The 20,967-nt window shown below is 71.9% G+C and carries 17 protein-coding genes; 15 read left to right on the forward strand and 2 right to left on the reverse strand.

What is annotated here, in order from left to right:
* Window positions 1-125: 125 nt before the first annotated feature.
* Genes ACSQ11_RS11060 through ACSQ11_RS11070 form a run of 3 tightly spaced genes read left to right on the forward strand, consistent with a single transcriptional unit; the run spans window position 126 to window position 4,838 of the window.
* Complete coding sequence (locus tag ACSQ11_RS11060) at window positions 126-3,278, forward strand: FtsX-like permease family protein (protein WP_436005311.1); 3,153 nt, start codon at window positions 126-128, stop codon at window positions 3,276-3,278.
* Window positions 3,275-4,129: an ABC transporter ATP-binding protein gene (locus tag ACSQ11_RS11065; RefSeq protein WP_436005314.1), complete on the forward strand. Its 855-nt coding sequence runs from the start codon at window positions 3,275-3,277 to the stop codon at window positions 4,127-4,129. The genes ACSQ11_RS11060 and ACSQ11_RS11065 overlap by 4 nt, the downstream gene beginning before the upstream one ends.
* Complete coding sequence (locus ACSQ11_RS11070) at window positions 4,113-4,838, forward strand: ABC transporter ATP-binding protein (protein ID WP_436005316.1); 726 nt, start codon at window positions 4,113-4,115, stop codon at window positions 4,836-4,838. Before ACSQ11_RS11065 ends, ACSQ11_RS11070 begins: the two co-directional genes overlap by 17 nt.
* Window positions 4,839-4,848: 10 nt before the next feature.
* Here ACSQ11_RS11070 and ACSQ11_RS11075 read toward each other — a convergent pair whose 3' ends face one another.
* Entirely contained in the window at window positions 4,849-6,192 is a 1,344-nt protein-coding gene (locus ACSQ11_RS11075; protein ID WP_436005318.1) for a 6-phospho-beta-glucosidase, read from the reverse strand.
* Window positions 6,189-6,947, reverse strand: a complete 759-nt coding sequence (locus ACSQ11_RS11080; RefSeq protein WP_436005320.1) for a DeoR/GlpR family DNA-binding transcription regulator — start codon at window positions 6,945-6,947, stop codon at window positions 6,189-6,191. The genes ACSQ11_RS11075 and ACSQ11_RS11080 overlap by 4 nt, the downstream gene beginning before the upstream one ends.
* Before the next feature lie 143 nt (window positions 6,948-7,090).
* Here ACSQ11_RS11080 and ACSQ11_RS11085 point away from each other — a divergent pair, with 143 nt between their 5' ends.
* From ACSQ11_RS11085 to ACSQ11_RS11140, 12 genes are all read left to right on the forward strand, one after another.
* Window positions 7,091-8,290, forward strand: coding sequence for a PfkB family carbohydrate kinase (locus ACSQ11_RS11085; protein WP_436005322.1), 1,200 nt, complete (start codon window positions 7,091-7,093; stop codon window positions 8,288-8,290).
* Window positions 8,287-9,648 (forward strand): extracellular solute-binding protein, encoded by a 1,362-nt coding sequence (locus ACSQ11_RS11090; protein ID WP_436005324.1) that lies wholly within the window; start codon window positions 8,287-8,289, stop codon window positions 9,646-9,648. Before ACSQ11_RS11085 ends, ACSQ11_RS11090 begins: the two co-directional genes overlap by 4 nt.
* A complete protein-coding gene (locus ACSQ11_RS11095; protein WP_436005326.1) occupies window positions 9,648-10,604 on the forward strand; it encodes a carbohydrate ABC transporter permease in 957 nt (318 codons plus the stop codon). The genes ACSQ11_RS11090 and ACSQ11_RS11095 overlap by 1 nt, the downstream gene beginning before the upstream one ends.
* Window positions 10,604-11,407: a carbohydrate ABC transporter permease gene (locus ACSQ11_RS11100; protein WP_436005328.1), complete on the forward strand. Its 804-nt coding sequence runs from the start codon at window positions 10,604-10,606 to the stop codon at window positions 11,405-11,407. Before ACSQ11_RS11095 ends, ACSQ11_RS11100 begins: the two co-directional genes overlap by 1 nt.
* Window positions 11,408-11,486: 79 nt before the next feature.
* Window positions 11,487-14,243 carry a sugar-binding protein gene (locus ACSQ11_RS11105; RefSeq protein WP_436005330.1) on the forward strand — a complete coding sequence of 919 codons (2,757 nt, stop codon included), beginning with the start codon at window positions 11,487-11,489 and terminating at the stop codon, window positions 14,241-14,243.
* A 25-nt stretch (window positions 14,244-14,268) separates the two neighbouring features.
* Window positions 14,269-14,790 carry a MarR family winged helix-turn-helix transcriptional regulator gene (locus ACSQ11_RS11110; RefSeq protein WP_436005332.1) on the forward strand — a complete coding sequence of 174 codons (522 nt, stop codon included), beginning with the start codon at window positions 14,269-14,271 and terminating at the stop codon, window positions 14,788-14,790.
* A gap of 190 nt (window positions 14,791-14,980) precedes the next feature.
* Complete coding sequence (locus tag ACSQ11_RS11115; RefSeq protein WP_436005334.1) at window positions 14,981-15,652, forward strand: hypothetical protein; 672 nt, start codon at window positions 14,981-14,983, stop codon at window positions 15,650-15,652.
* Entirely contained in the window at window positions 15,649-16,644 is a 996-nt protein-coding gene (locus tag ACSQ11_RS11120) for a hypothetical protein (RefSeq protein WP_436005336.1), read from the forward strand. The genes ACSQ11_RS11115 and ACSQ11_RS11120 overlap by 4 nt, the downstream gene beginning before the upstream one ends.
* Window positions 16,645-16,719: 75 nt before the next feature.
* Window positions 16,720-17,778, forward strand: coding sequence for a co-chaperone YbbN (locus ACSQ11_RS11125; RefSeq protein WP_436005338.1), 1,059 nt, complete (start codon window positions 16,720-16,722; stop codon window positions 17,776-17,778).
* 1 nt (window position 17,779) lies between these two features.
* Window positions 17,780-18,832 carry an alpha/beta hydrolase gene (locus tag ACSQ11_RS11130; RefSeq protein ID WP_436005340.1) on the forward strand — a complete coding sequence of 351 codons (1,053 nt, stop codon included), beginning with the start codon at window positions 17,780-17,782 and terminating at the stop codon, window positions 18,830-18,832.
* Window positions 18,833-18,837: 5 nt separating this feature from the next.
* Complete coding sequence (locus ACSQ11_RS11135) at window positions 18,838-19,584, forward strand: esterase family protein (protein ID WP_436005342.1); 747 nt, start codon at window positions 18,838-18,840, stop codon at window positions 19,582-19,584.
* Between the two features lie 63 nt (window positions 19,585-19,647).
* Window positions 19,648-20,913, forward strand: coding sequence for an ATP-grasp domain-containing protein (locus ACSQ11_RS11140; RefSeq protein WP_436005344.1), 1,266 nt, complete (start codon window positions 19,648-19,650; stop codon window positions 20,911-20,913).
* Window positions 20,914-20,967: the final 54 nt, after the last annotated feature.

Genomic DNA, 20,967 nt, shown 5'->3' on the forward strand with positions numbered 1-20,967 from the left:
GAGGGCGCGCGGAAAGAAGTTTCGAAAACGTCACAGTTGTCGTGAGTCCGGCTCCATCCCGCCGGGCGGGTCTAGCGTGATCGGGACCGTCGTACGCCACGCCTGACTCCGGGGGGACCCAACGCATGTGGAAGGCGATCCGCTATCGCGGTGGGCAGTCCCTCGTCCTCGTCCTCATCTCGGCGCTCGTGGCGTCGTGCGCGGCGTTCGCCCCGCTCTTCTCGCGCTCCATCGACCAGGCGCTGCTCCGGGCGACGCTCGGGCGGCTCGAGGCCGCCGACCTCAAGCTCGGTCTCCTCGCGACGCGCACCCAGGACCCCGAGCTCAGCGCGAACGCTGTCGAGGAGGAGATGCCGCGCACGCTGGACCAGTGGTACCTCCCCGGCGTGTCGATGACCACCGCGAGCACCGAGGTCGTCCCGACGAAGGGCCGCAAGCCCTCTCCCGTGCGGCTCGTCGCGCGTGACGAGGTCTGCGACCACCTCACGCTGAGCGCGGGCGCGTGCCCGGCCGACGAGGAGGACCTCCTCGTGTCCGCCGCCGACGCCAAGGCCTGGGGGTGGAAGGTCGGGACCGCGTTCGTCCTGCGGGACAACGACGGACGAGCCCGAACGTTCGTCGCTTCCGGGATCTACACGGCGAAGGCCGACCCGGACTACTGGCTGCGCACCGAGGTCCAGGGCAAGTCCGGCCAGATCATCGAGTACGGCGACCTCGTGCCGGGCATCGACGACTTCATCGTCGCGCCGGCGGGGCTCGCCCAGGGCTGGCCGAACGCGCAGCTCTCGGTGGACTACCGCCTCAGGACCTCGAGCATCACGCTCGACTCGCTCGCCGCGGCCGGCAAGGCGGTCGGCGAGCTGCGACCCGCGAGCCTGGCCACCGTCGACAGCCCGTTGCCCGAGATCGCGGTGCAGGTCGAGAACGGCAAGGGCCTCGTGCGCCAGCTCGTGCCGCTGCTCATCGCCCAGCTCGTCGCGGTGGCCCTGGCCGTCCTCGTCCTCGTCGCCGGTGCGGCGGTGGCCCAGCGCCGACCCGAGATCGCCGTGTCGCGGCTGCGCGGCCGCAGCCGTGACGCGAGCCGACGCCTCGTCATTGCCGAGCTCGGGCTCACCGTCCTGCTCGGGCTGCCGCTCGGGGTGCTCCTCGCCGTGGGGCTCAGCGAGCTGGTCCGCCGGGTCGTCCTGCCGCCGGGCGTGCCGTTCGAGCTCGGGTGGCAGGTGCCGCTGGCCGCAGCCGCTGCCGGCCTCGCCTCGCTCGCGGTCGTGTATGCCGCCGCGCGGCCGGTCCTGCGCGAACCGATCGCCTCATTGCTGCGGAGCGTCCCGCCCGCGACGACCTCGCGAAGCCTGCGCGTCGGCGACATCATCCTCGTCGTCCTCGCCGCGGTGGGTGTCCTCGGCATCGTCACCGGCCAGATCACCGGGCCCATGGCCATCCTCACGCCGACCTTCCTCGCGCTGGCCGCCGGAGCGCTGCTGGGCGTCCTCGTCGTCGTGCTCGCGACCCGTCTCGGACGGCGTGCCCTCGACGGGGGCCGGCTCGGCTCGGGTCTGGCCGGGCTCGCCATCGCGCGTCGCCCCACGACCCGGCACGTGCTGCTCGTCGTCACCGCTGTGTCCGCGCTCGTCGTCTTCGCCGCCAACGCCGTCTCCGTGGCGGACCGCAACCGGGAGAACCGGGCCAAGGTGACCGTCGGCGCCTTCGCCGCCCTGCGCACCGGGTCGAAGGACCCGACGGCCGTGGCCCGGGTCGTCGACCGGCTGCCCGCCGGCCAGCGCGAGCACGCGATGCCCGTGGGCTTCGTGACCCAGCGCGACCCCGACTCGACGACGACGCTCGCGGCCCGCCCCGACCAGCTCAGGCGCATCGCGTGGGCACCGCCGGCGCAGGTGCCGCTCGACCTCGGCGCGCTGGCCCTGCCGGACCAGGCGCCCGTCCTGCTCGACGGCGCCCGGATCACCGCGCGACTCGCGTTCGAGACCACCCCGATCGGCTTCGGCTTCGGTCCGGTCCCCGACGGCGTCCCCGCGGCGGAGTGGAAGCCCGGACCCGTCGACGCCGAGCCGCTGCGCGTGGGCATCACCGTCACGACACCCGCCGGCGAGGTCCTGACCCGCGACATCGCGACCCTGCCCTTCGCGGGCAAGGGCACCCGGGCAGTCAACGCACCCGTCCTCTGCCCCACGGGGTGCCGCCTCCAGTCCGTCTGGGTCCAGCTGGCCCAGGGGCAGGCGCTCGATGCCGTTCAGGGGTCGGTGGACCTCTCGGGGTTCGCCGTCGACGGCAAGACCCTCGACATCGACGACCCCTCGGGCTGGCTCGCACCCCGCGGGGAGGCCCAGTCCCCGAGCGGCGGGGCAGGCACGGTGATCGACCCCGCGACGGGCATGCCCATGGAGATCCAGGGGGAGGTCGCCGACACGGTCACTCTCGACAGGGCCGTGGCCGGCGGTCTGCGCCTCGCGTTCTACAACACCGGTCGCAACGCAGCCGTGAGCCGGGCCGATGCCCCCGAGATCGTGCCGGCCCTGCTGTCGGGCAGGGTCCCGTCGGGCGGGACGGCGGAGCAGTTCGACATCCAGAGCCTCGCCGGTCGCACCACCCGCGCGGCCGCCGAGCAGCGCGTCCCCGCACTGCCGTTCGTCGCCAACCGGGGCGCGCTCGTCAACCTCGACCTCATGCTCCGGATCGGCGGGCGGCTACCGGCGACCGGCTCGATGGAGGTCTGGATCGACGACGGCTTCCCGGGTGGGGTTGCCGGCGCCGAGAAGGCCCTCAAGGACAAGGGTCTCGAGGTGCTCTCGACGAGGTCGATGGCCGAGAGCAAGCGACTCCTCGACGAGTCCGCGACCGGGTGGGGCCTCCTGCTCGGCCTGTTCACGGCCGTGCTCTCCCTCCTGCTCGCCGCCGTCATGCTCGTCGTCGTGGCGATGACGACCGGACGCGTGGTGACACGGGACATCGCAGCCCTGCGCGTCGCCGGGGTGTCGGGCCGAGACCTGCGCCGGGCGACGGTGCGCGAGGCGATCGTGCCGGTGCTCCTCGCAGCGGTCGTCGGTGCCGCCTGCGGTGTTGCCGGAGCCGTCCTCGCGATGCCCCTCATCCCGCTGTTCGACACCCCCGCAGCCGTGCCGGCGCTCGACCTCGCACCGTCGTGGCTCGTCATGGCTCTCGCCTGGGTCGCCACCGTCATCGTGCTCGTCGCCGTCTCCTCGCTGCTCGCCCTGCGGTCCTCGAGCCATGGCGACATCGACCGGCTGAGGGAGGCCTGGTGACCGGACTGCCCGTGCTGACCGCGGGGCTCGTGCACATCTATCGCGCCGAGCACCACGACGTCGCCGCCCTCGCCGGGGTGGACCTCTCGGTCCAGGCCGGCGAGATGCTCGCCCTGCTCGGGCCGTCGGGCGCCGGCAAGTCGACGCTGCTCACCCTCTTCGGTGGGCTCCTGCGTCCGAGCGCCGGCAGGATCCGGATCGGTGACCACGAGCTGTCGCGGATGTCCGAGCCAGACCTCGACGCGCTGCGTGGACGCGAGGTCGGCATCGTCCTGCAGGGCGCGTCGCGCAACCTCATCCCGCACAAGACCATGCGCGAGAACGTCACCTTCGTCCAGGGCTCGCGCCGAGCCCGCGCCCACCAGGCCGTCCCCGTCGACGAGGTCCTCGAGCTCGTCGGTCTGCGCGAGCGCGCCGACCTGCCGCTGACCTCGCTCACTCCCGGTGAGCTCCAGCGGGGAGCCCTCGCCGTGGCGGTGTCGACCCGACCCGGTCTGCTTCTCGGAGACGAGCCGACGAGCCAGCTCGACCACGAGGCGCGCGACCAGGTGCTCCAGACGCTCAGCGACATCAACGCTGCGTGGGGCACGACGATCATCGTCGTGACCCACGACCCCGAGGTCGCCGCGCGTATGCCGCGCACGGTCACCATCCGGGACGGCCGGGTGGGCGCCGAGGGTCGTCAGGGTGAGGAGTTCGCCGTCGTCTCGGCCGACGGGTCCGTGCCGCTGCCGCCGCACGTGCTCGCCAGCCTCACCCCCGGCACGCTCGTGCGTCTCGTCGAGTCGGAGCAGGGATGGACCCTCGTCAAGGACGAGGTCGAGGAGGAGCGCGATGGGCAAGCACTCTGAGCACCGGCACCTGCTGGGCCGTTCGCACGCTCCCGGGTCGAGGGGTGGGACCGCGTCCGACGGGGCCGACGGCAGCCGCGGGGTCGCCGTCCGGGGCATCGGCGTGACCTACGGGGAGGTCCGAGCCCTGAGAGGGGTCTCGCTCACCGCCCTGCCGGGGCAGTTCGTCGCCGTCACCGGGCACTCGGGGGCAGGCAAGACCTCCCTCATCAACGCCATCGCGGGCATCGTGCCGCTGGCCGCGGGCGAGGTCGACCTCGGTCAGGGTGCCGCGGTGAAGCGTGACCCCCGGGCCGTCGCGATCATCCCGCAGGGCAACGGACTGGCGAGCGTGCTCACGGCATACGAGAACGTCCTGGCACCGCTGCGCGCGCGCGGCCACGACCCCACGGACGCCGCCGAGCGGGCCAACGCAGCGCTCGCGGCCGTGGGTCTCGGCGAGTCGGGCACCCATCTCATCGAGGAGCTGAGCGGCGGTCAGCAGCAGCGCGCCGCGGTGGCCCGCGGGCTCGCCATCGGTGCGACCGTGCTCCTCGCCGACGAGCCGACGAGCGAGCTCGACCACGACAACCGCGAGCGGGTCCTCGACCTCATGCGGGCGCAGGCCGACGCCGGAGCGGTCGTCATCATGGCGACGCACGACCCCGAGGCCGCTGCCCGCGCCGACGCCGTCGTCGAGCTCGACGACGGCGAGGTCGTCAGCTCCTGAGCCCGTTCGCTCAGGGGCGGGTGAGCAGCTCGGCGATGCCCGGGTGGGCCCGGCGGTAGCCCTCGAGGAGCGCTCGGGCCGTCGAGACCGAGTCGACGAGCGGGTGCAGGGCGAACGCCTTGAGCGCCGCGGTCTCCGACCTCGTCGTCGCGGCCTCGATGACGAGCCGCTCGACGGCCTTGACCTCCTGCATGAGGCCAAGCATGTGCCCCTCCACCGGGGCGAGAGGCTGGGGCGTGGGACCGTCGCGGTCGACGACGCACGGGATCTCGACGACGGCGCCGTCCGGCATACCTGGCAGGGCGCCGTCACCACGGACGTTGAGGATCATCGAGGACCGTTCGCCGCGGCTGATCGCCGCCATGATCGCGAGGGCGACGCCCTCGTAGCCGCCGCCGGAGACGTCGGCATCGTCGCGCTCCTCGTCCTCCGCCCGCGCCTCCTTCATGTAGGTGGCGTCCCGCTGCTCGCGCACGCGGTGCCACTCCGCAGCCGCGTCGGTGGGGGAGGAGGCGACCGAGGCGTAGAACGCGTCCTGCTGCTCGCGCAGGAACTCGCCGCGCGTCTGCGGCGCCGCGAGGATCGAGGACCGCGCCTCGCGCGAGAAGTAGTAGTAGTAGAGGTACTCGTTGGGGATGGCGCCCAGGGCGGCGAGCCACTCGGGTCCGAAGAGGCGACCCTCCTCCAGGGTCTCGAGCGCGGCGGGGTCGGCGAGCAGGCGGGGGAGGTGGTCGACGCCGTCGACGCGCAGGCCCCTGAGCCAGCCGAGGTGGTTGAGCCCGACGTAGTCGATCTCGGTCGCGGCAGGGTCGAGGTCGAGGGCGCCGATCGCCCTGCGCGCCAGGGCGATCGGGGAGTCGCAGATGCCGATGACCCGGTCGCCGAGCACCGCCTGCATCGCCTCGGTGACGATGCCGGCCGGGTTGGTGAAGTTGATGAACCACGCGTCCGGTGCGACCTCGCGGGTGCGCCGGGCGATGTCGAGGGCGACCGGGACGGTGCGAAGGGCGTAGGCGAGCCCCCCGGGGCCGGTCGTCTCCTGGCCGAGCACGCCGAGGTCGAGGGCGACCCGCTCGTCCCGGGTGCGGCCCTCGAGACCGCCGACCCGGATCGCCGAGAAGACGAAGTCGGCACCGCGCAGCGCGTCGTCGAGGTCGGTGGTCGTCGTCACGGTGGGCGCGTTCGCGTGGCCCGCGCCGAGCTGGTCGAGGACGAGCGCCATTGCGGTGAGCCGCTGTTCGTCACGGTCGTGCAGCACGACCTCGGTCACCCGCTGCTCGGAGTCGTCTCGCAGCAGGGCCCCGTGCACCAGCGGCACCCGGAAGCCACCGCCGCCGAGGATCGTCAGCTTCACGTGATGTCCACCTCCACGCCGCGCTCGCGGCACTCGTCGAGAATGAGCTCGTCGGCACCGGCGGTGGTGACGAGGACGTCGACCTGGTCGACCCGGCAGACGCGCAGGGTCCCGGACCCGGGGATCTTGTGGCCGTCGGCGACGACGACGACCTCGCGCGCCGCCGCGATGAGGGCTCGCTTGACCGGCACCTCGACGAACGTCGAGTCCATGACCTGACCGCCGCTCGCGATGCCGCTCGTCCCGATGAACGCTCGGTCGACACCGATCTGGTGCACGGCGTCCTCGGTCAGGACGCCGACGAGCGAGTGGTAGGACCGGCGGACCATCCCGCCGAGGAGGATGAGCTCGACCGCGTCGTCGTCGCGCAAGGCGTCGAGTACGGCGAGGCTGTTGGTGACGACGGTGATGGCGCGGCCGCGGAGCTCCTGGGCGACGCGCGCCGTCGTCGTGCCGATGTCGAGGGCGACGACCTCGCCGTTACGCACCCGGCGGGCGGCTGCGACCGCGACCCGTGCCTTGGCCTCGGCGTCGGCTCGGGCCACGGCGTCGAAGGGCCGGAGCGTGTCCGGGTCGGAGGCCGCGACGGCGGCGCCGCCGTGCACCCGGGTCAGGACACCGGCCCGGTCGAGCTGGTGCAGGTCGCGGCGGATCGTCGAAGGGCTCACGTCGAGCGCGCTCGACAGCTCGCTCACAGAGACGCTGCCGCCCTCGCGCACCCGAGCGAGGATCTCGCTCTGCCGCTGCACCTTCACGTGAGGCAAGGTACCAAGAGTGAGCATTTTCAGCCATGGGTGCGCAGTGAGGGAGGCCATCGAGCACGACCTGTGGTCACGAAACGCGCAGAAACGCGCACTCGGGTCTTGCGGTCCAGCCGCTGACGGGCCACGATGACGAGGTGCCGCTGGACCAGACGTACGACCCGCTCGCCTCGCTGAGGCGTGCCGACGACCCCGAGATCGACGTCTTCGTGCAGGGCACGGTCTTCCTCGACATCATCTTCACCGGGCTTCAGGCGATGCCCAAGAGCGGCACCGAGGTGTGGGCCGAGGGGATGGGGTCCTGCCCCGGCGGGATCGCCAACCTCGGCGTCGCCGCCTCGCGACTCGGGCTCAACACCTCCCTCGGCGCGGCGTTCGGCGACGACGACTACGGCGAGTTCTGCTGGCGCTCCCTCGAGGAGCAGGAGGGCATCGACCTCTCGCGCTCACGCCGCTATCCGCACTGGCACACCCCGGTGACGGTCTCGGTCTCCGTGCACGGCGACCGCCGGATGATCACCCACGGGCACACGGCGCCGGAGTCGGCGACCGACATGATCGGGTCCGTCCCGCGGGCCCGCTCGGTCCTGCTGGACCTCGACGCCGAGCGTCCACTCGGTCAGGGCCACCCCGAGCGCGAGTGGGCCGACCGGGCGGCGGCCGGTGGCGCGCTGCTCTTCGCCGACGTCGGCTGGGACCCGTCCGGCGAGTGGTCCGCCGACGTCCTCACCCAGCTCGAGGAGTGCCACGCCTTCATGCCCAACGCCGTCGAGGCGATGGCCTACACCCGTACGGACTCGGCCCACGACGCGCTCTACGCCCTCGCCGACCTCGTCCCGCTCGCCGTCGTCACCAACGGTCGCGACGGGGCCGTCGCCATCGACTCCGGCACCGGTGAGGAGGCCGTCGTGCCGGCGCTGCGGGTCGAGGCGATCGACCCCACGGGCGCCGGTGACGTCTTCGACGCGGGGATGCTCGTCGGGACGCTCGCCGGGTGGCCACTGCTCGACCGGATGAACTTCGCCACCTTGTGCTCGAGCCTCGCGGTGCAGGAGTTCGGCGGTTCGCTCGCCGCGCCCGGCTGGGGTGACATCACCGACTGGTGGCAGCGTGTGCGTCGCCAGCCGACGTCCAACGCCGCTGCCCGCTCGGTGCAGCGCCGGTTCGCCTTCCTCGACGACCTCGTCGCGGACGTCCCGGTGGGCGCGGTGCGTCGCGCTGCTGCGACGATCGCCAAGCTGTCCGACGCCCAGGCCGCCGGCTCCGACCCGGGGCCGCCCCCGACGCCCCTCCCCGACGCTCCCGTCCCCACCTCGCAGCCCAAGGAGACCCCATGAACCGCACCCGCACCACGCTGGTCGCACTCGTCGCCGGCGCGGGCCTCGCGCTCAGTGCGTGTGCCCCCGGCGGATCCGACGCAGGCTCCGACGACGCCGCGTCGCCGGCGCCCGACGCCGTCAAGACCGACGCCGCCTCGCTCGGCGACGTCACCCTCACCGTCTGGGACCAAGAGGTGCGCGGTGGACAGGAGAAGCAGATGTCCACCCTCAACGCCGAGTTCCAGAAGAAGTACCCCAACATCAAGATCAAGCGCGTGTCGCGCTCGTTCGACGACCTCGTCAAGACGCTGCGCCTCGCCCTCACCGGCGCCGACGCGCCGGACGTGGTGCAGGCCAACAACACCCGCTCGCAGATGGGGGAGTTCGTCAAGGCCGGGCAGCTCGTCAACCTCGACCCCTACGCCACGGCATACGGCTGGGACAAGCGCTACCCGCAGTCGGTCCGCAACGTCGCGTCGTACTCGACCGACGGCAAGACCTTCGGCTCCGGGTCGCTCTATGGCATGCCGCAGGTCGGCGAGGTCGTCGGCATCTTCTACAACGACGCCAAGCTCAAGACGCTGGGGATCAACCCGCCCAAGACGTGGGCCGACTTCGACGCGGCGCTCGCCACGGCGAAGTCCAAGGGCGAGGTCCCGCTCGTCCTGGGCAACCTCGAGAAGTGGCCCGCCGGCCACGTGTTCGGCGTCGTCCAGGGCCGCTTCACCAAGGCCGAGGACATCCGCAAGCTCGGCTTCGGCCAGACCGGCGGCAACTGGGTGACCCCCGAGAACACCAAGGCCGCGCAGACGCTCGTGGACTGGGTGGACAAGGGCTACTTCAACGCCGGCTTCAACGGCCAGGACTACGACCCCGCGTGGCAGGGCTTCACCAAGGGCCAGGGCCTGTTCCTCATCGCCGGCTCGTGGCTGCAGGCCGACCTCTCCGCGGCGATGAAGACCGACGTGAAGTTCATGCTCCCGCCGGCGCCCGAGGCCGGTGGCACGCCGGTGACGACGGGTGGCTCCGGTCTGCCGTTCGCGATCACGCAGAAGGCCAAGAACAAGGACGCCGCCGCGGCATACGTCAACTTCATCACGAGCCCCGAGGCGATGAAGGTCCTCGCCGACAACGGCAACCTGCCCGTCGTCGAGACGGCCGAGCAGAAGGCTCCCGACGCGCTCGGCACCGACGTATTCACGGCGTTCGGCACCGTGTCCAAGGACGACGGGCTCGTGCCCTACCTCGACTGGGCGACGCCGACGATGGGTGACACCCTCGGTGCGACGCTCCAGGACCTCCTCGCCAAGAAGGCCACTCCGGAGAAGGCCCTCGAGGCGCTGCAGAAGGACTACGGCGACTTCACCGGCAAGTGATGGCGGTCCGCACCCGCCCGGCCGACGCACGCCCTGCGAGGCGGACCCGTCCGGCCGACCCACGCCCGTCGGGGCGCGTGCTCGGCCCGCCGGGGGAGCCGCGAAGGATCGGCTACCTCTACGTCCTTCCGGCCTTCCTCGTGTATGCCGTGTTCGCCCTCTACCCGCTGCTGCGGGCCGTCCACCTCTCGCTCTTCGAGTGGGACGGCCTCACGGTCGGCACGTGGGCGGGGCTGTCGAACTACCAGGAGGTGCTCTCCGACGAACGGCTCCGAGCGTCGTTCGGGCACGCGCTCGTGCTCATGGCCTTCTTCGCCCTGATACCGCTGGTCGTCGGACTCGTGCTCGCGTCCGTGCTGCACCGGGCGAGTGTGCGCGGGCTCGGGTTCTTCCGGACGGTCGTGTTCCTGCCGCAGGTCGTCGCCATGGTCGTCATCGCCGTGGCGTGGCGGCGGATCTACGCCCCCGACGGCACGATCAACTCGGTGCTCACGGCTGTCGGGCTCGAGTCGTGGACGCGGGGTTGGCTGGGGGAGTACGCCTTCGCGCTGCCCGCCGTCGGCCTCATCGGGACGTGGTTCGAGAGCGGCCTGGTCACCGTGCTGCTCCTCGCCGGCATGGGACGGATCCCGCGCGAGCTCTACGAGGCGGCCCGGCTCGACGGCGCGGGCGCGGTGCGCGAGTTCTTCGCGGTGACGCTGCCGTCGGTGCGCGGTGAGATCGCCGTCGCCCTGACGCTCACCGTCATCGCCGCGCTCAAGACGTTCGACCTCATCTACATGACGACGTCCGGCGGACCCGGTCACCAGACGACCGTGCCGAGCTACGAGGTCTACCGGCAGGCGTTCGAGATCGGGCAGGTCGGGCTCGCCTGCACCATCGGTGTCTGCCTCACGGTCGTCATCTTCGCGATCAGCTTCGTCATCACCCGTGTCGGCGACAGGGTGGCCGACTGATGCGCGTCTCGACGTCCGAGCGGACGATGAACTACGTCATCCTCGTGGCCTTCGCGGTCTTCGCGATCTATCCGGTGCTGAGCATCGTCGTCGCCGGCCTCCAGCCCGACGCCGAGGCGCAGGGCGGTCTGGGCAACCTCGCCCAGGCGTGGGAGATCGGCCGGTTCGGCAGCTACCTGCGGACCAGCCTGCTCGTGTCGACGTTCGTCGTCGCGGTGAGCACGGTGCTGTCGGTGCTCGCGGGCTTCGCCCTCGGGACGATGCGCTTCCGCGGCGCCGACGCGATCTTCTACCTCATGCTCATCGGCATCATGATGCCCGCCGAGGCGATCGTCGTCCCGCTCTTCTTCGACCTGCGCGCGGTCGGGCTCACCGACACCTTCTGGGCGATCGCGTTGCCGCAGGTGGCGCAGTCGGTGGCGTTCGGGACGTTCTGGCTGCGGGCGGCGTTCCGGTCGAGCTCGCGCTCGATCGTCGAGGCCGCACGGCTCGACGGCGCCTCGACGAGCCGCATCCTGTGGCAGGTGCTCGTGCCGCTGGCGCGACCGGCCATCGTCACGCTCGTCGTCCTGACGTTCATGTGGACCTGGAACGAGTTCCTCATCCCGCTCGTCATGGTCCCCACCAACGAGGCCCTGCGCACCGCGCCGCTCGGGCTCGGCTTCTTCTCCGGCCAGTACACCCAGGGCTACGCCCTCCTCGCGGCCGGGGCGACGATCGTGGCGCTGCCCGTCGTCATCGTCTACCTCTTCCTGCAACGGCACTTCATCGCCGGGATGCTCGAGGGGGCGGTCAAGGACTGAGACCTGTCGTCGCCCCCACAGCGCTCGCGAGGACGACGTCTCCAGCACGACTCGCGGGCGCACCGGATGGGGAGAACACATGTCACTCGTTCCACGGACCCGAGGGGTCGCGGCCCTCGCGGTCGCCACGGCCCTCGCACTACCCGCAGCCACGGCCCTGGCCGGCCCGGCCGCCGCCACGCCGCGGCCACCGGACGCGACGACGTCCGCCGGCCCACCCACCGACCTCGACGCGATGTTCATCGGCGCCCACCCGGACGACGAGGCCGGGACGCTCTCGACCTTCGGGCAGTGGGGCACCGACCACGACGTGTCGACCGGCGTCATCACCATCACCCGCGGTGAGGGCGGAGGCAACGCGGTCGGTCCCGAGGAGGGCCCCGCGCTCGGCCTCATCCGCGAGCGCGAGGAGCGCAGTGCGGTGGCCAAGGCCGGCATCACCGACGTCTACAACCTCGACGAGGTCGACTTCTACTACACGGTGAGCGAGCCGCTCACCGCGCAGGTGTGGGACCGCGACGAGACCCTGGCCAAGACGGTGCGCATCCTGCGCCAGACCCGGCCCGAGGTCCTCGTGACGATGAACCCGGCGCCGTCGCCGGGTCAGCACGGCAACCACCAGGAGGCCGCGCGGATCGCGATCGAGGCCTACTACGCCGCCGGCGACGCGACACGCTTCCCGGAGCAGATCACCAAGGAAGGGCTCAAGCCCTTCTCGCCCGACCGGATCCTCATGCGCGCCGCCAACGGCACCGGGGCCAACGGCCCGGGTTGCGCCAAGGCGTTCGTCGCGGCGGACCCGAGCCAGACGGTCTACGGCGTCTGGGGCGGGACACCCGCACCCGGCGGCCGGACGTGGGCCGCGGTGGAGCGCGACGCCCAGCGCGTCTACGCCTCGCAGGGCTGGGCGGGCTTCCCCGACGTGTCGACCGACCCCGCCCAGCTCGGGTGCGACTACCTCACCCTCGTCGACTCACGGACCCCTCTGCCGCAGTGGGGCACCGACGCGGCGTACACCAACCACGCACCCCTCGACGGGTCCCTCGTCGCGCTGCCCGGTGGTCTGCCGCTCGGCAGCGGGATGACGGTCGACGCCGACCGCTACCGCGTCCTGCCGGGAGTCCCGTTCACCGTCACGGTCGGCGCGACCGCTCCCCGCACGGGTGCACTCAAGGGCGCGACCGCCCGGCTCGAGGTGCCCGCCGGGTGGACGGTCACCGGCAACGGCGCACTCGGTGCGCTCCAGCCCGGTCGGAGTGCCACGGCACGGTTCGTCGTCACTCCGGCGGCCGGCGCGGCGATCGGCACCCAGACCCGGGTCAAGGCGTTCGTCCAGACGGCGTCCGGCACGGGCTACCAGGACGAGCCCGTGCTCGTGAGCGCACCGGTCACCGCCACCCAGCAGCTCCTGCCGCAGGTCGCGCAGTTCCACCAGTGGACCGACGAGGTGGGCGCGGAGGCGCTCGCGGACATCGTCCGGCCGGTGCTCACGCTCGCCTCCGGTGGCAGCCGACCGGTCTCCGTCACGGTGACGAACCACAGCGCGACGGTCCAGTCCGGCGTCGTGACCCCGCGCCCGCCGGCCGGCTTCACGATGACCCCGGCGTCCGCGGCATACAGCGGCCTTGCTCCCGGAGCCACGACGACGGTGGGCTTCACCGCCACGAACACCGACACCTCGCTCAAGACCGCGGTCGAGGGCGGCGTGGCCGGCGACTACCTCTACACGATCGAAGCCACGAGCAGCGGTGCCACCGGGACGACGCAGCAGGCGTTCGAGCTCGTGCCGACCGCGACGGTCCCGCAGGCGGCCACCGCACCGACCGTGGACGGTGTCGTCTCGCCCGGGGAGTATGCCGGCCCGGTCCTCGACGTGGGCCGTCGCTGGGAGGGTGAGGCCTGCACCTCGGCCACCGACTGCTCGGCCACCGCACAGGTGACTTGGCGCGACGACACGCTCTTCGTCGCCGTGACGGTCAAGGACGACGTCAAGGGCACGCCGCTCGCGACCAGTGACTGCAAGCGGCACTGGCGCACGGACTCGGTCGAGATTGCGATCGACCCGCGCGGCACGTCCGAGAACACGTCGACGACGTTCAAGGCGGCGATCCTGCCGTGGACGGCCGAGGGCGGCCCCTGCTACCTGCGGGACGCCGACGCCCACCAGGGCGACGGCCCGACGACGGCGCCCGGGATGAAGGTGGCCTCGAAGGTCACCGAGCCCTACACGGGCTACGTCGTCGAGACCTCGATCCCGATGTCGCTCCTGCCGAGCGCCGTCGACCCGGCGCACATGGGGCTCAACGTCCTGCCCTACGACTCCGACACCCAGGACCGGACCGGACAGACCCGGATCGGCTGGTCGGTGTGGGGTGGCGTGCAGGGCGACCCCTACCGCTGGGGCGACGTGCGGCTGGAGGGCTACGTGCCTCCGGCCGGGCGTCCGACGACGCCGAGCGCCCCGGTCATCCCGACCGAGGCACTGCAGTCGGTGGACTCACCGCAGTCGGTCGAGCAGGCCGTCCGCACCAACGTCGCGCTCGCGGGGCGGCCGTCCTCCTCCGCGGGGGAGCGTGCCTGGGTCGACAAGGCCAAGGTCCGCGGCGACATCGTCGAGGTCCGGCTCCGGGTCGAGGACGCGGGCACGGCGCACATCGTCGTGCGCGACGGCGCCGGGATCGCCGGCCGTCTCGTCACGCCGGTGAGCGGCTCGCGCTCCGGGCTCGCCACCGTGCGGGTCCCGCTGACGCGGGCGCTCGGCTCCGGTGCCTCGGTCTCGGTGGGCTGGGACGACGGGGCAGGAGGGACGTTCTCGTCGGTGGCGACACCGAAGTGAGGTGACGGGCGGCTAGCGTGCTCCTGTGCCCAAGGACCTCAGGCTGCCCTTCGACCCCATCGCCCGCGCCGGTGAGCTCTGGCGCGCGCGATGGGGCGAGGGCAGCCGCTCCGGGCCGATGGTCACGGCGACGTCGATCATGAGGGTGCAGCAGCTGCTCATCACCGAGTTCGACGCCATCGCCGGTCGGCACGGGCTGACGTTCGCGCGCTACGAGGCGCTCGTCCTCCTCGCCTTCAGCCGCGAGGGGCGGCTGTCGATGGGCCGGATCGGGGAGCGCCTCATGGTGCATCCCACGAGCGCGACCAACATCGTCCAGCGCCTCGTGGCCCAAGGCTTCGTCGAGCGCGTGCCGAACCCGCAGGACCGGCGCGGTGCGATCGCTGTGATCACCGACACCGGCCGCGCCGCCATGGAGGCGACGACGGCGGACCTCGAGGCCGCCGACTTCGGGCTCGGCATGCTCACCGCGCAGCAGCAGGAGGACGTGTTCTCCCTGCTCAGGGGCGTGCGCGTGGCCGCCGGCGACTTCGTCGACCCCGCCTGACCCGGCGGACGCGGACGGCGCCGTGCGCGCCGGTCGAGAGGCCGGCTCACCCCGTCGCGACCCGTGGGACGGGGGTTTTCGGGGGTCGCGCGATTTGGCTCCGGCCACCTCCGTTTGTCATGGTTGAGGGAAGTCCGTGACCGAAATGAGACATTTCGGCTCGTCCCTGATCCGAACCAAAGGACCTCGCATGCCCACGCTCGCCAAGCGGGCCGTCGGTGGCATCCTCGCCCTCCTGGGCCTGCTGCTCACCGTCATCGGCCTCTGGTACGCCATCCACCTCGGTGGTGGCGGAACCGCGACCTTCAGCTCGAAGCCCGCCGGTGCCAACCCGGTCCTCGTGCCCCAGACCGTCCTCAACCGCGTCGACGGCGTCGTCAAGGTCACGGCGACCCCGAAGGCCGGTGGCGCCGTCTGGCTCGCCGCGGCCACCCCCTCGGACGCCAAGGCCGTGCTCGGCAGGACGGCCCACACCACCGTCACCGGTGTGAGCACCCGCCCGTGGCAGCTCGAGAGCGAGTCGACCGGCACCGGTCAGGCCCCGGAGCTCGCGGGCACCGACGTCTGGCGCAACACCGAGACCGGCGACGGTGCGGTGTCGATGACGATCGAGCAGGCCAACGCCCCCGAGACCGTCATCGCGCAGGCCACCAAGGGTGAGCTCGACCGGGTCGACGTGACCTGGGAGCGCAAGTCGTGGTTCGTCCAGTCGGTCATCGCCGCGCTCGTCGGGCTCTTCCTGCTCCTCAGCGGAGGCAGCCTCCTGTGGACCTCCCGCCCGTCACGTCCCGCCACCCATGAGACCACCCCGACGTCGGACACGGCCGTCCTTCCCGCGAGGTCCGAGGAGGAGTCCGCATGAACCGCCGCACCCTCACCACGTCCGTCGCCGCCCTGGCCTCCGCCGTGGCCCTGACCGGCTGCGGGATCGGCAACGCCGTCGTCGGCGTGCACGACGCCCCGGCTGAGCGCAGCAACGTCGCACCGCTCAACGTCGACGGCGCCGAGAACGTCGCCAGCCGGGTCCTCGACGCCGCCGTGGCCGCGCGCGCCGCCAAGGGCGCCGAGGCAGCCAAGGCGCAGGGCGCCGTGCTCGCCGACGCTGCGCTCGCCCAGGCGCAGGCCGCCACCAAGCTCGGCACCGTGGCCGCATCGGACCCGCTGCAGTCCAAGAGCGACCCGCAGGTCGTCGCCGTCTCACAGGGCTCGAAGTGGCCGCGCGCCATGCTCGTCGGCACCCTCGACGAGGCCAGCCGAACCCAGACGCTGCACGTCCTCATGTCCAAGGCCGCATCGGACCCGTTCAAGGTCTATGCCTCGGTCCCGATGCTCCCCGGCACCAGCGTCCCGGCGTTGGGTGACCTGGCCACCGGCACCCCGCTCGTGGCCCCCACCGATGCGGCCGGCGCCCCTCTCGCTCCGAACCAGTCGCTCGCCGCGTATGCCGCTGCGCTGGCCTACCCCAAGCCCGTCGCCAGCAAGGCGGTTGCGACCAAGGACGCCTACGCCACCGCGCTGCGCACCTCGGCCGCCGCCCAGGTGAAGTCGCTGGGCAAGCTGGCCACCTTCACCCAGGCGCACACGCCGAACCCGAAGTTCACCATCGCCTTCCGTCTCGCCGACGGCGGCACGGTGACCTTCGGCCAGCTCGCCCGCCGCGACGTCATCGCGACGAGCCCCGCCGCCAAGGAGCTCGTCATCCCGGGCACCTACAGCAAGCTCGTGGGCAAGACCAAGGCGAAGAAGAGCCTCACCATCACCAGCCTCGAGAACGTCGTCATGGTCGTGCCCGCCAAGGGCGCCGCCACGACCGTCGGGGCCGACGAGCAGATGGTGTCCGCGACCGCGGAGTGACCCCTGCCCGAAGGAGTCGACCCGACTTCGCGCCCGGGGCGCGGGGTCGGGTCGCCCTTTGAGAGAATCCCTGTCATGAGCAGCACCCCCACCCCTCCCTCCGGCGCCCGCGGCGCCATCGATCTGTCCGCGCTCGGCGGCCGTCCTCCGGCGGGAGGCCAGGCGCCGGGCCCGGGTGCAGGTCAGCCCGCGGGCGCTCAGCCGACGGGTCCGGCGGGTCCAGCGACGGGTCCGGTGGCCAGTCAGGCGGCCGGTCAGGCGGCCGGTCAGCCCGGCGGCCTGCCCGAAGGGCTGCTCGTCCAGGTGACCGACGCCACCTTCTCCGAGGTGATGAACCGGACCCTCACCGTCCCGGCCGTGCTCGTCCTGTGGTCCTCCGCCCACGAGCAGACCGTGGGCCTCGCCGAGCGCGTCGCCGCCGTCGCCGCGCGGCTCGAGGGGCGCGTGTTCGTCGTCTCCGCCGACGTCCAGACCTCACCGGGCATCCTCCAGGCGTTCCAGCAGGTCATCGTCCAGGCCTTCGGCCAGCTCACCGTGCCGGTGACGTTCGGCCTGCTCCAGGGCCAGCCGGTGCCGCTCTTCCCCGGCATCCCGCAGGACGACGAGATCGGCCAGGTGCTCGACCAGCTCGCCCAGGCCGCCGTCCAGAACGGCATCACCGGCCGCGTCGACCTCGGACCGACGCCTGGGTCCGCCGACGGCGACGACGAGATGCCCCCGCTCCCGCCGCTCATTCAGGAGGCCTACGACGCGATCGACCGCGGTGACCTCGAGGCTGCGGCCACGGCATACGAGAAGGCCCTCGCGGCCGACCCCAAGGACCACGAGGCCGAGCTCGGTCTCGCCCAGGTCCGCCTCATGCAGCGCACCGACGGCGTGGACGCCCAGGCCGTGCGCGCTGCCGCCGCGGCGGCCCCCGAGGACGTCGACGCGCAGATCGCCGTCGCCGACCTCGACGTCCTCGGCGGGCACGTCGCCGACGCCTTCACCCGGCTCATCGACACCGTCCGCGCCACCGAGGGCGACGAGCGCGACAGGGCCCGCACCCACCTGCTCGACCTCTTCAACGTGGTCGGCAACCACGACGAGCGCGTGCGCAAGGGTCGCACCGCACTCATGAACGCCCTGTTCTGAGGTGCCGCCCAAGCTGCTCGACGACCACGTCCGCTTCCGCTACCCCGCGAGCGGCGAGGTCGTCGCGGTCATGCTCGACTGCGACCCGGTCATCCCGGGCGCACGCGACCTCACTCTCGTCGACGACCACTGGGAGCTGGCCCTGCCGCGCCCCGGGCTGCAGCGCATCGAGTACCGCTTCACCCTGACCCGCAGCCTCCCGACCGGCCTCGCCATGGAGACCGTGCTCGACCCGGACAATCCGGTGACCGTCGAGACCGCGTTCGGCTCGCGATCCGTGATGGAGATGCCCGGGTATGCCGTCCCGTCCTGGCTGTCCGCCCCCGCGGTCGCGGGTGGGTTCACCGCGATGACGCTCGAGGGCGAGACCGCCGACGACGTGCCGGTGACCGTGTGGGCGCCGGAGGGCACCGAGGGACAGGCACTCCCGTTGCTGCTCGTCCACGACGGGCCCGAGTACGACCAGCTCGCGTCGATCACGCAGTACTCCGCGGCCATGATCGCGTCCGGTGAGCTGCCACCACACCGGCTGGCGCTGGCCCACCCCGTCCTGCGCGACGCGTGGTACTCCGGGTCGCCGAAGTACCTGAGGACCATTGCGGGACAGGGCATCTCGCGTCTTGCCGAGGAGGCGCCGATCGCTGGCCCCGTCGTCGTCATGGGCGCCAGCCTCGGCGGCCTCACCGCGCTGCTCGTCGCCCTGCTCGACGTCGCGGAGATCGGCGGGGTGTTCTCTCAGTCGGGCTCGTTCTTCCAGGCGAGGCACGACGGCCAGGAGAGCTCCTACAAGTACTTCGGCCGGATCTCGCGCCGGGTGCAGGAGATCATCGACACCCGTCAGGCCAGCCGCCCGATCCGGGTCGGCATGACCTGCGGGGGGCTCGAGGAGAACGCCGCCAACAACCGCGACATGGCCGCGGCGCTGCGCCGGGCCGGTCATGACGTCTCGCACACCGAGGTCGCCGACCTGCACAACTACACCGCGTGGCGCGATGCCCTCGACCCGCACCTCACCGAAGTGTTGCGCGACCTGTGGGGGGACGCGCAAGGATAGGGCGTATGCCGCACGCAGAGGTCCGACTCCCGGTGCCCGGCCACGACGCCGAGCTCACGGTGGTGCGACACGGCCACTGGGGTCGGCCGCTGCTCGCCTTCCCCAGCGAGGGGGGCAGCGCCCAGGACTTCGAGGGCAACGGCCTGCTCGACGCGGTGCGCGACCTCGTCGATGCCGGGCGGGTGAGCATCTTCGCGGTCGACTCGATCGACGGCTTCACGTGGTCCGACACGTCCGTCCCGACGGACGAGCGCGCCGCCCGCCACGGGGTCTACCAGGCGTGGCTCGACCAGGCGGTGGTGCCGTGGATCGCGGGGGAGACCGGTGGCGAGCCCGACCTCATCACGTTCGGCGTCTCTCTCGGGGCGTACCACGCGGTGCAGTTCGCGTTCCAGCGCGCCGACGTCGCAACCTTGGCCATGGGCTTTTCGGGCAACTACGACCCGACGACGTGGAACTCGTGGGGCGACCTCGGTGACGCGACCTACTTCGCCAACCCCGCGGCATACGTCGCGGGCCTCCACGGTGACCACCTCGAGTGGCTCCGGTCGCGGCTCTCGGTGCTCCTCGTCGTCGGCGAGGGGCCCTTCGAGGTGTCACCGACGCAGTCGCTGCCGCAGACCCGCGCCTTCGCGGACGTGTTGTCGCGCAGCGGGATCCGTCACGAGCTCGACGTGTGGGGGCACGACAGCGCCCACGACTGGCCGTGGTGGCGCCGCCAGCTCGCGCACCACCTGCCCCGCTTCGTCTGACCCGTCTCGTTCCGACCAGCTCGACCGTCCGGACCACCGCAGCACCCAACGAAGGGACCGCACATGGCACCGAAGACCGACCACCTCATCGGGCTCCTGCTCGGGGCGGAGGACGACTGGCCGACCGCCTTCGAGGCGTTGGCGAGGCGGCTCGGCGTGGTTCGGACGGCTGACGGTGCGGACCACCGGGTGAGCTCGGAGCGGCTGACGATCGAGCCGTTCAACCTGCGCGACCGCCCCCGCCACGACCTCGTCATCGACCGGCTGGCGCACTGGTACTACCACCCCCGTGAGTGGCTCAAGAAGGTCTCGCTCATGGACGACGTCTACCTGCTCAACAGCCCGTTCACGTTCCAGTCGATGGAGAAGCACTCGGCCTACTGCGCGCTCATGCGACTCGGGATGCACGTGCCCGACACGGTGCTCGTGCCGTACAAGAACCCCGTCGACAACGCGCGCTGGGCCTACACCTCGAGCCGCTACAACAAGGGCTTCGACCTCGACGCCATCGCCGACGAGCTCGGCTACCCGATGTTCATGAAGCCCTTCGACGGCGGCGCGTGGCGCGGGGTCTCGATGATCAAGGACCGCGAGGCGCTGCACCACGCCTACGACGACTCCGGCGAGATGCTCATGCACCTCCAGAAGGCCGTCGACGGGTTCGAGGTCTTCGCCCGCGCGCTCACCATCGGGCCCGAGACGATGACGATGAAGTTCCAGCCCGACGAGCCCATGCACAACCGGTATGCCGTCGAGCACGGCTTCCTCGCCGAGGAGACCGGTCGTGAGGCGGTCACCATCGCCCAGACCGTCAACGCCTTCTTCCGGTGGGAGTTCAACTCCTGCGAGATGCTCGTGCGCGACGGCGTCGTCTACCCGATCGACTACGCCAACGCCTGTCCCGACGTCGCGGTCACGTCGCTGCACTACTACTTCCCGTGGGCGATGAAGGCGCTGCTCCGCTGGTCGGTGTTCTGCACGGTGACCGGGCGCAAGGCACGCACCCAGGTCGACACCGACCCGTGGTTCGCGATCGCCGACGACGAGGCGCTGGACTACCAGGCCAAGCTCACGGCATACCAAGGTCTTGCTGACGACCACTTCGAGACCGAGCGCTACCAGGAGTTCTGCGCCACGTCGCTGCCGCACGTCGACGAGATGGTGCACGAGTGGGTCGGCTCCGACGAGTTCCGCAAGCTGCTGCAGACGACGATTCACCAGACCTACCCGACGCACGAGTGGGAGAAGTTCGAGGGGCACTTCGGAGGCCTCCTCGGCATGTGGCTCAGCGACGAGCAGCACCGTCTGGGGTCGGTCGCCGACTCCTGACGTCCCGACACGAGCAGAAGTGCCCGAGACGAGCCCATGTGGAGACTCGTCTCG

The organism is Knoellia sp. LjRoot47, assembly GCF_964253435.1.
GTDB lineage: Bacteria > Actinomycetota > Actinomycetes > Actinomycetales > Dermatophilaceae > Knoellia.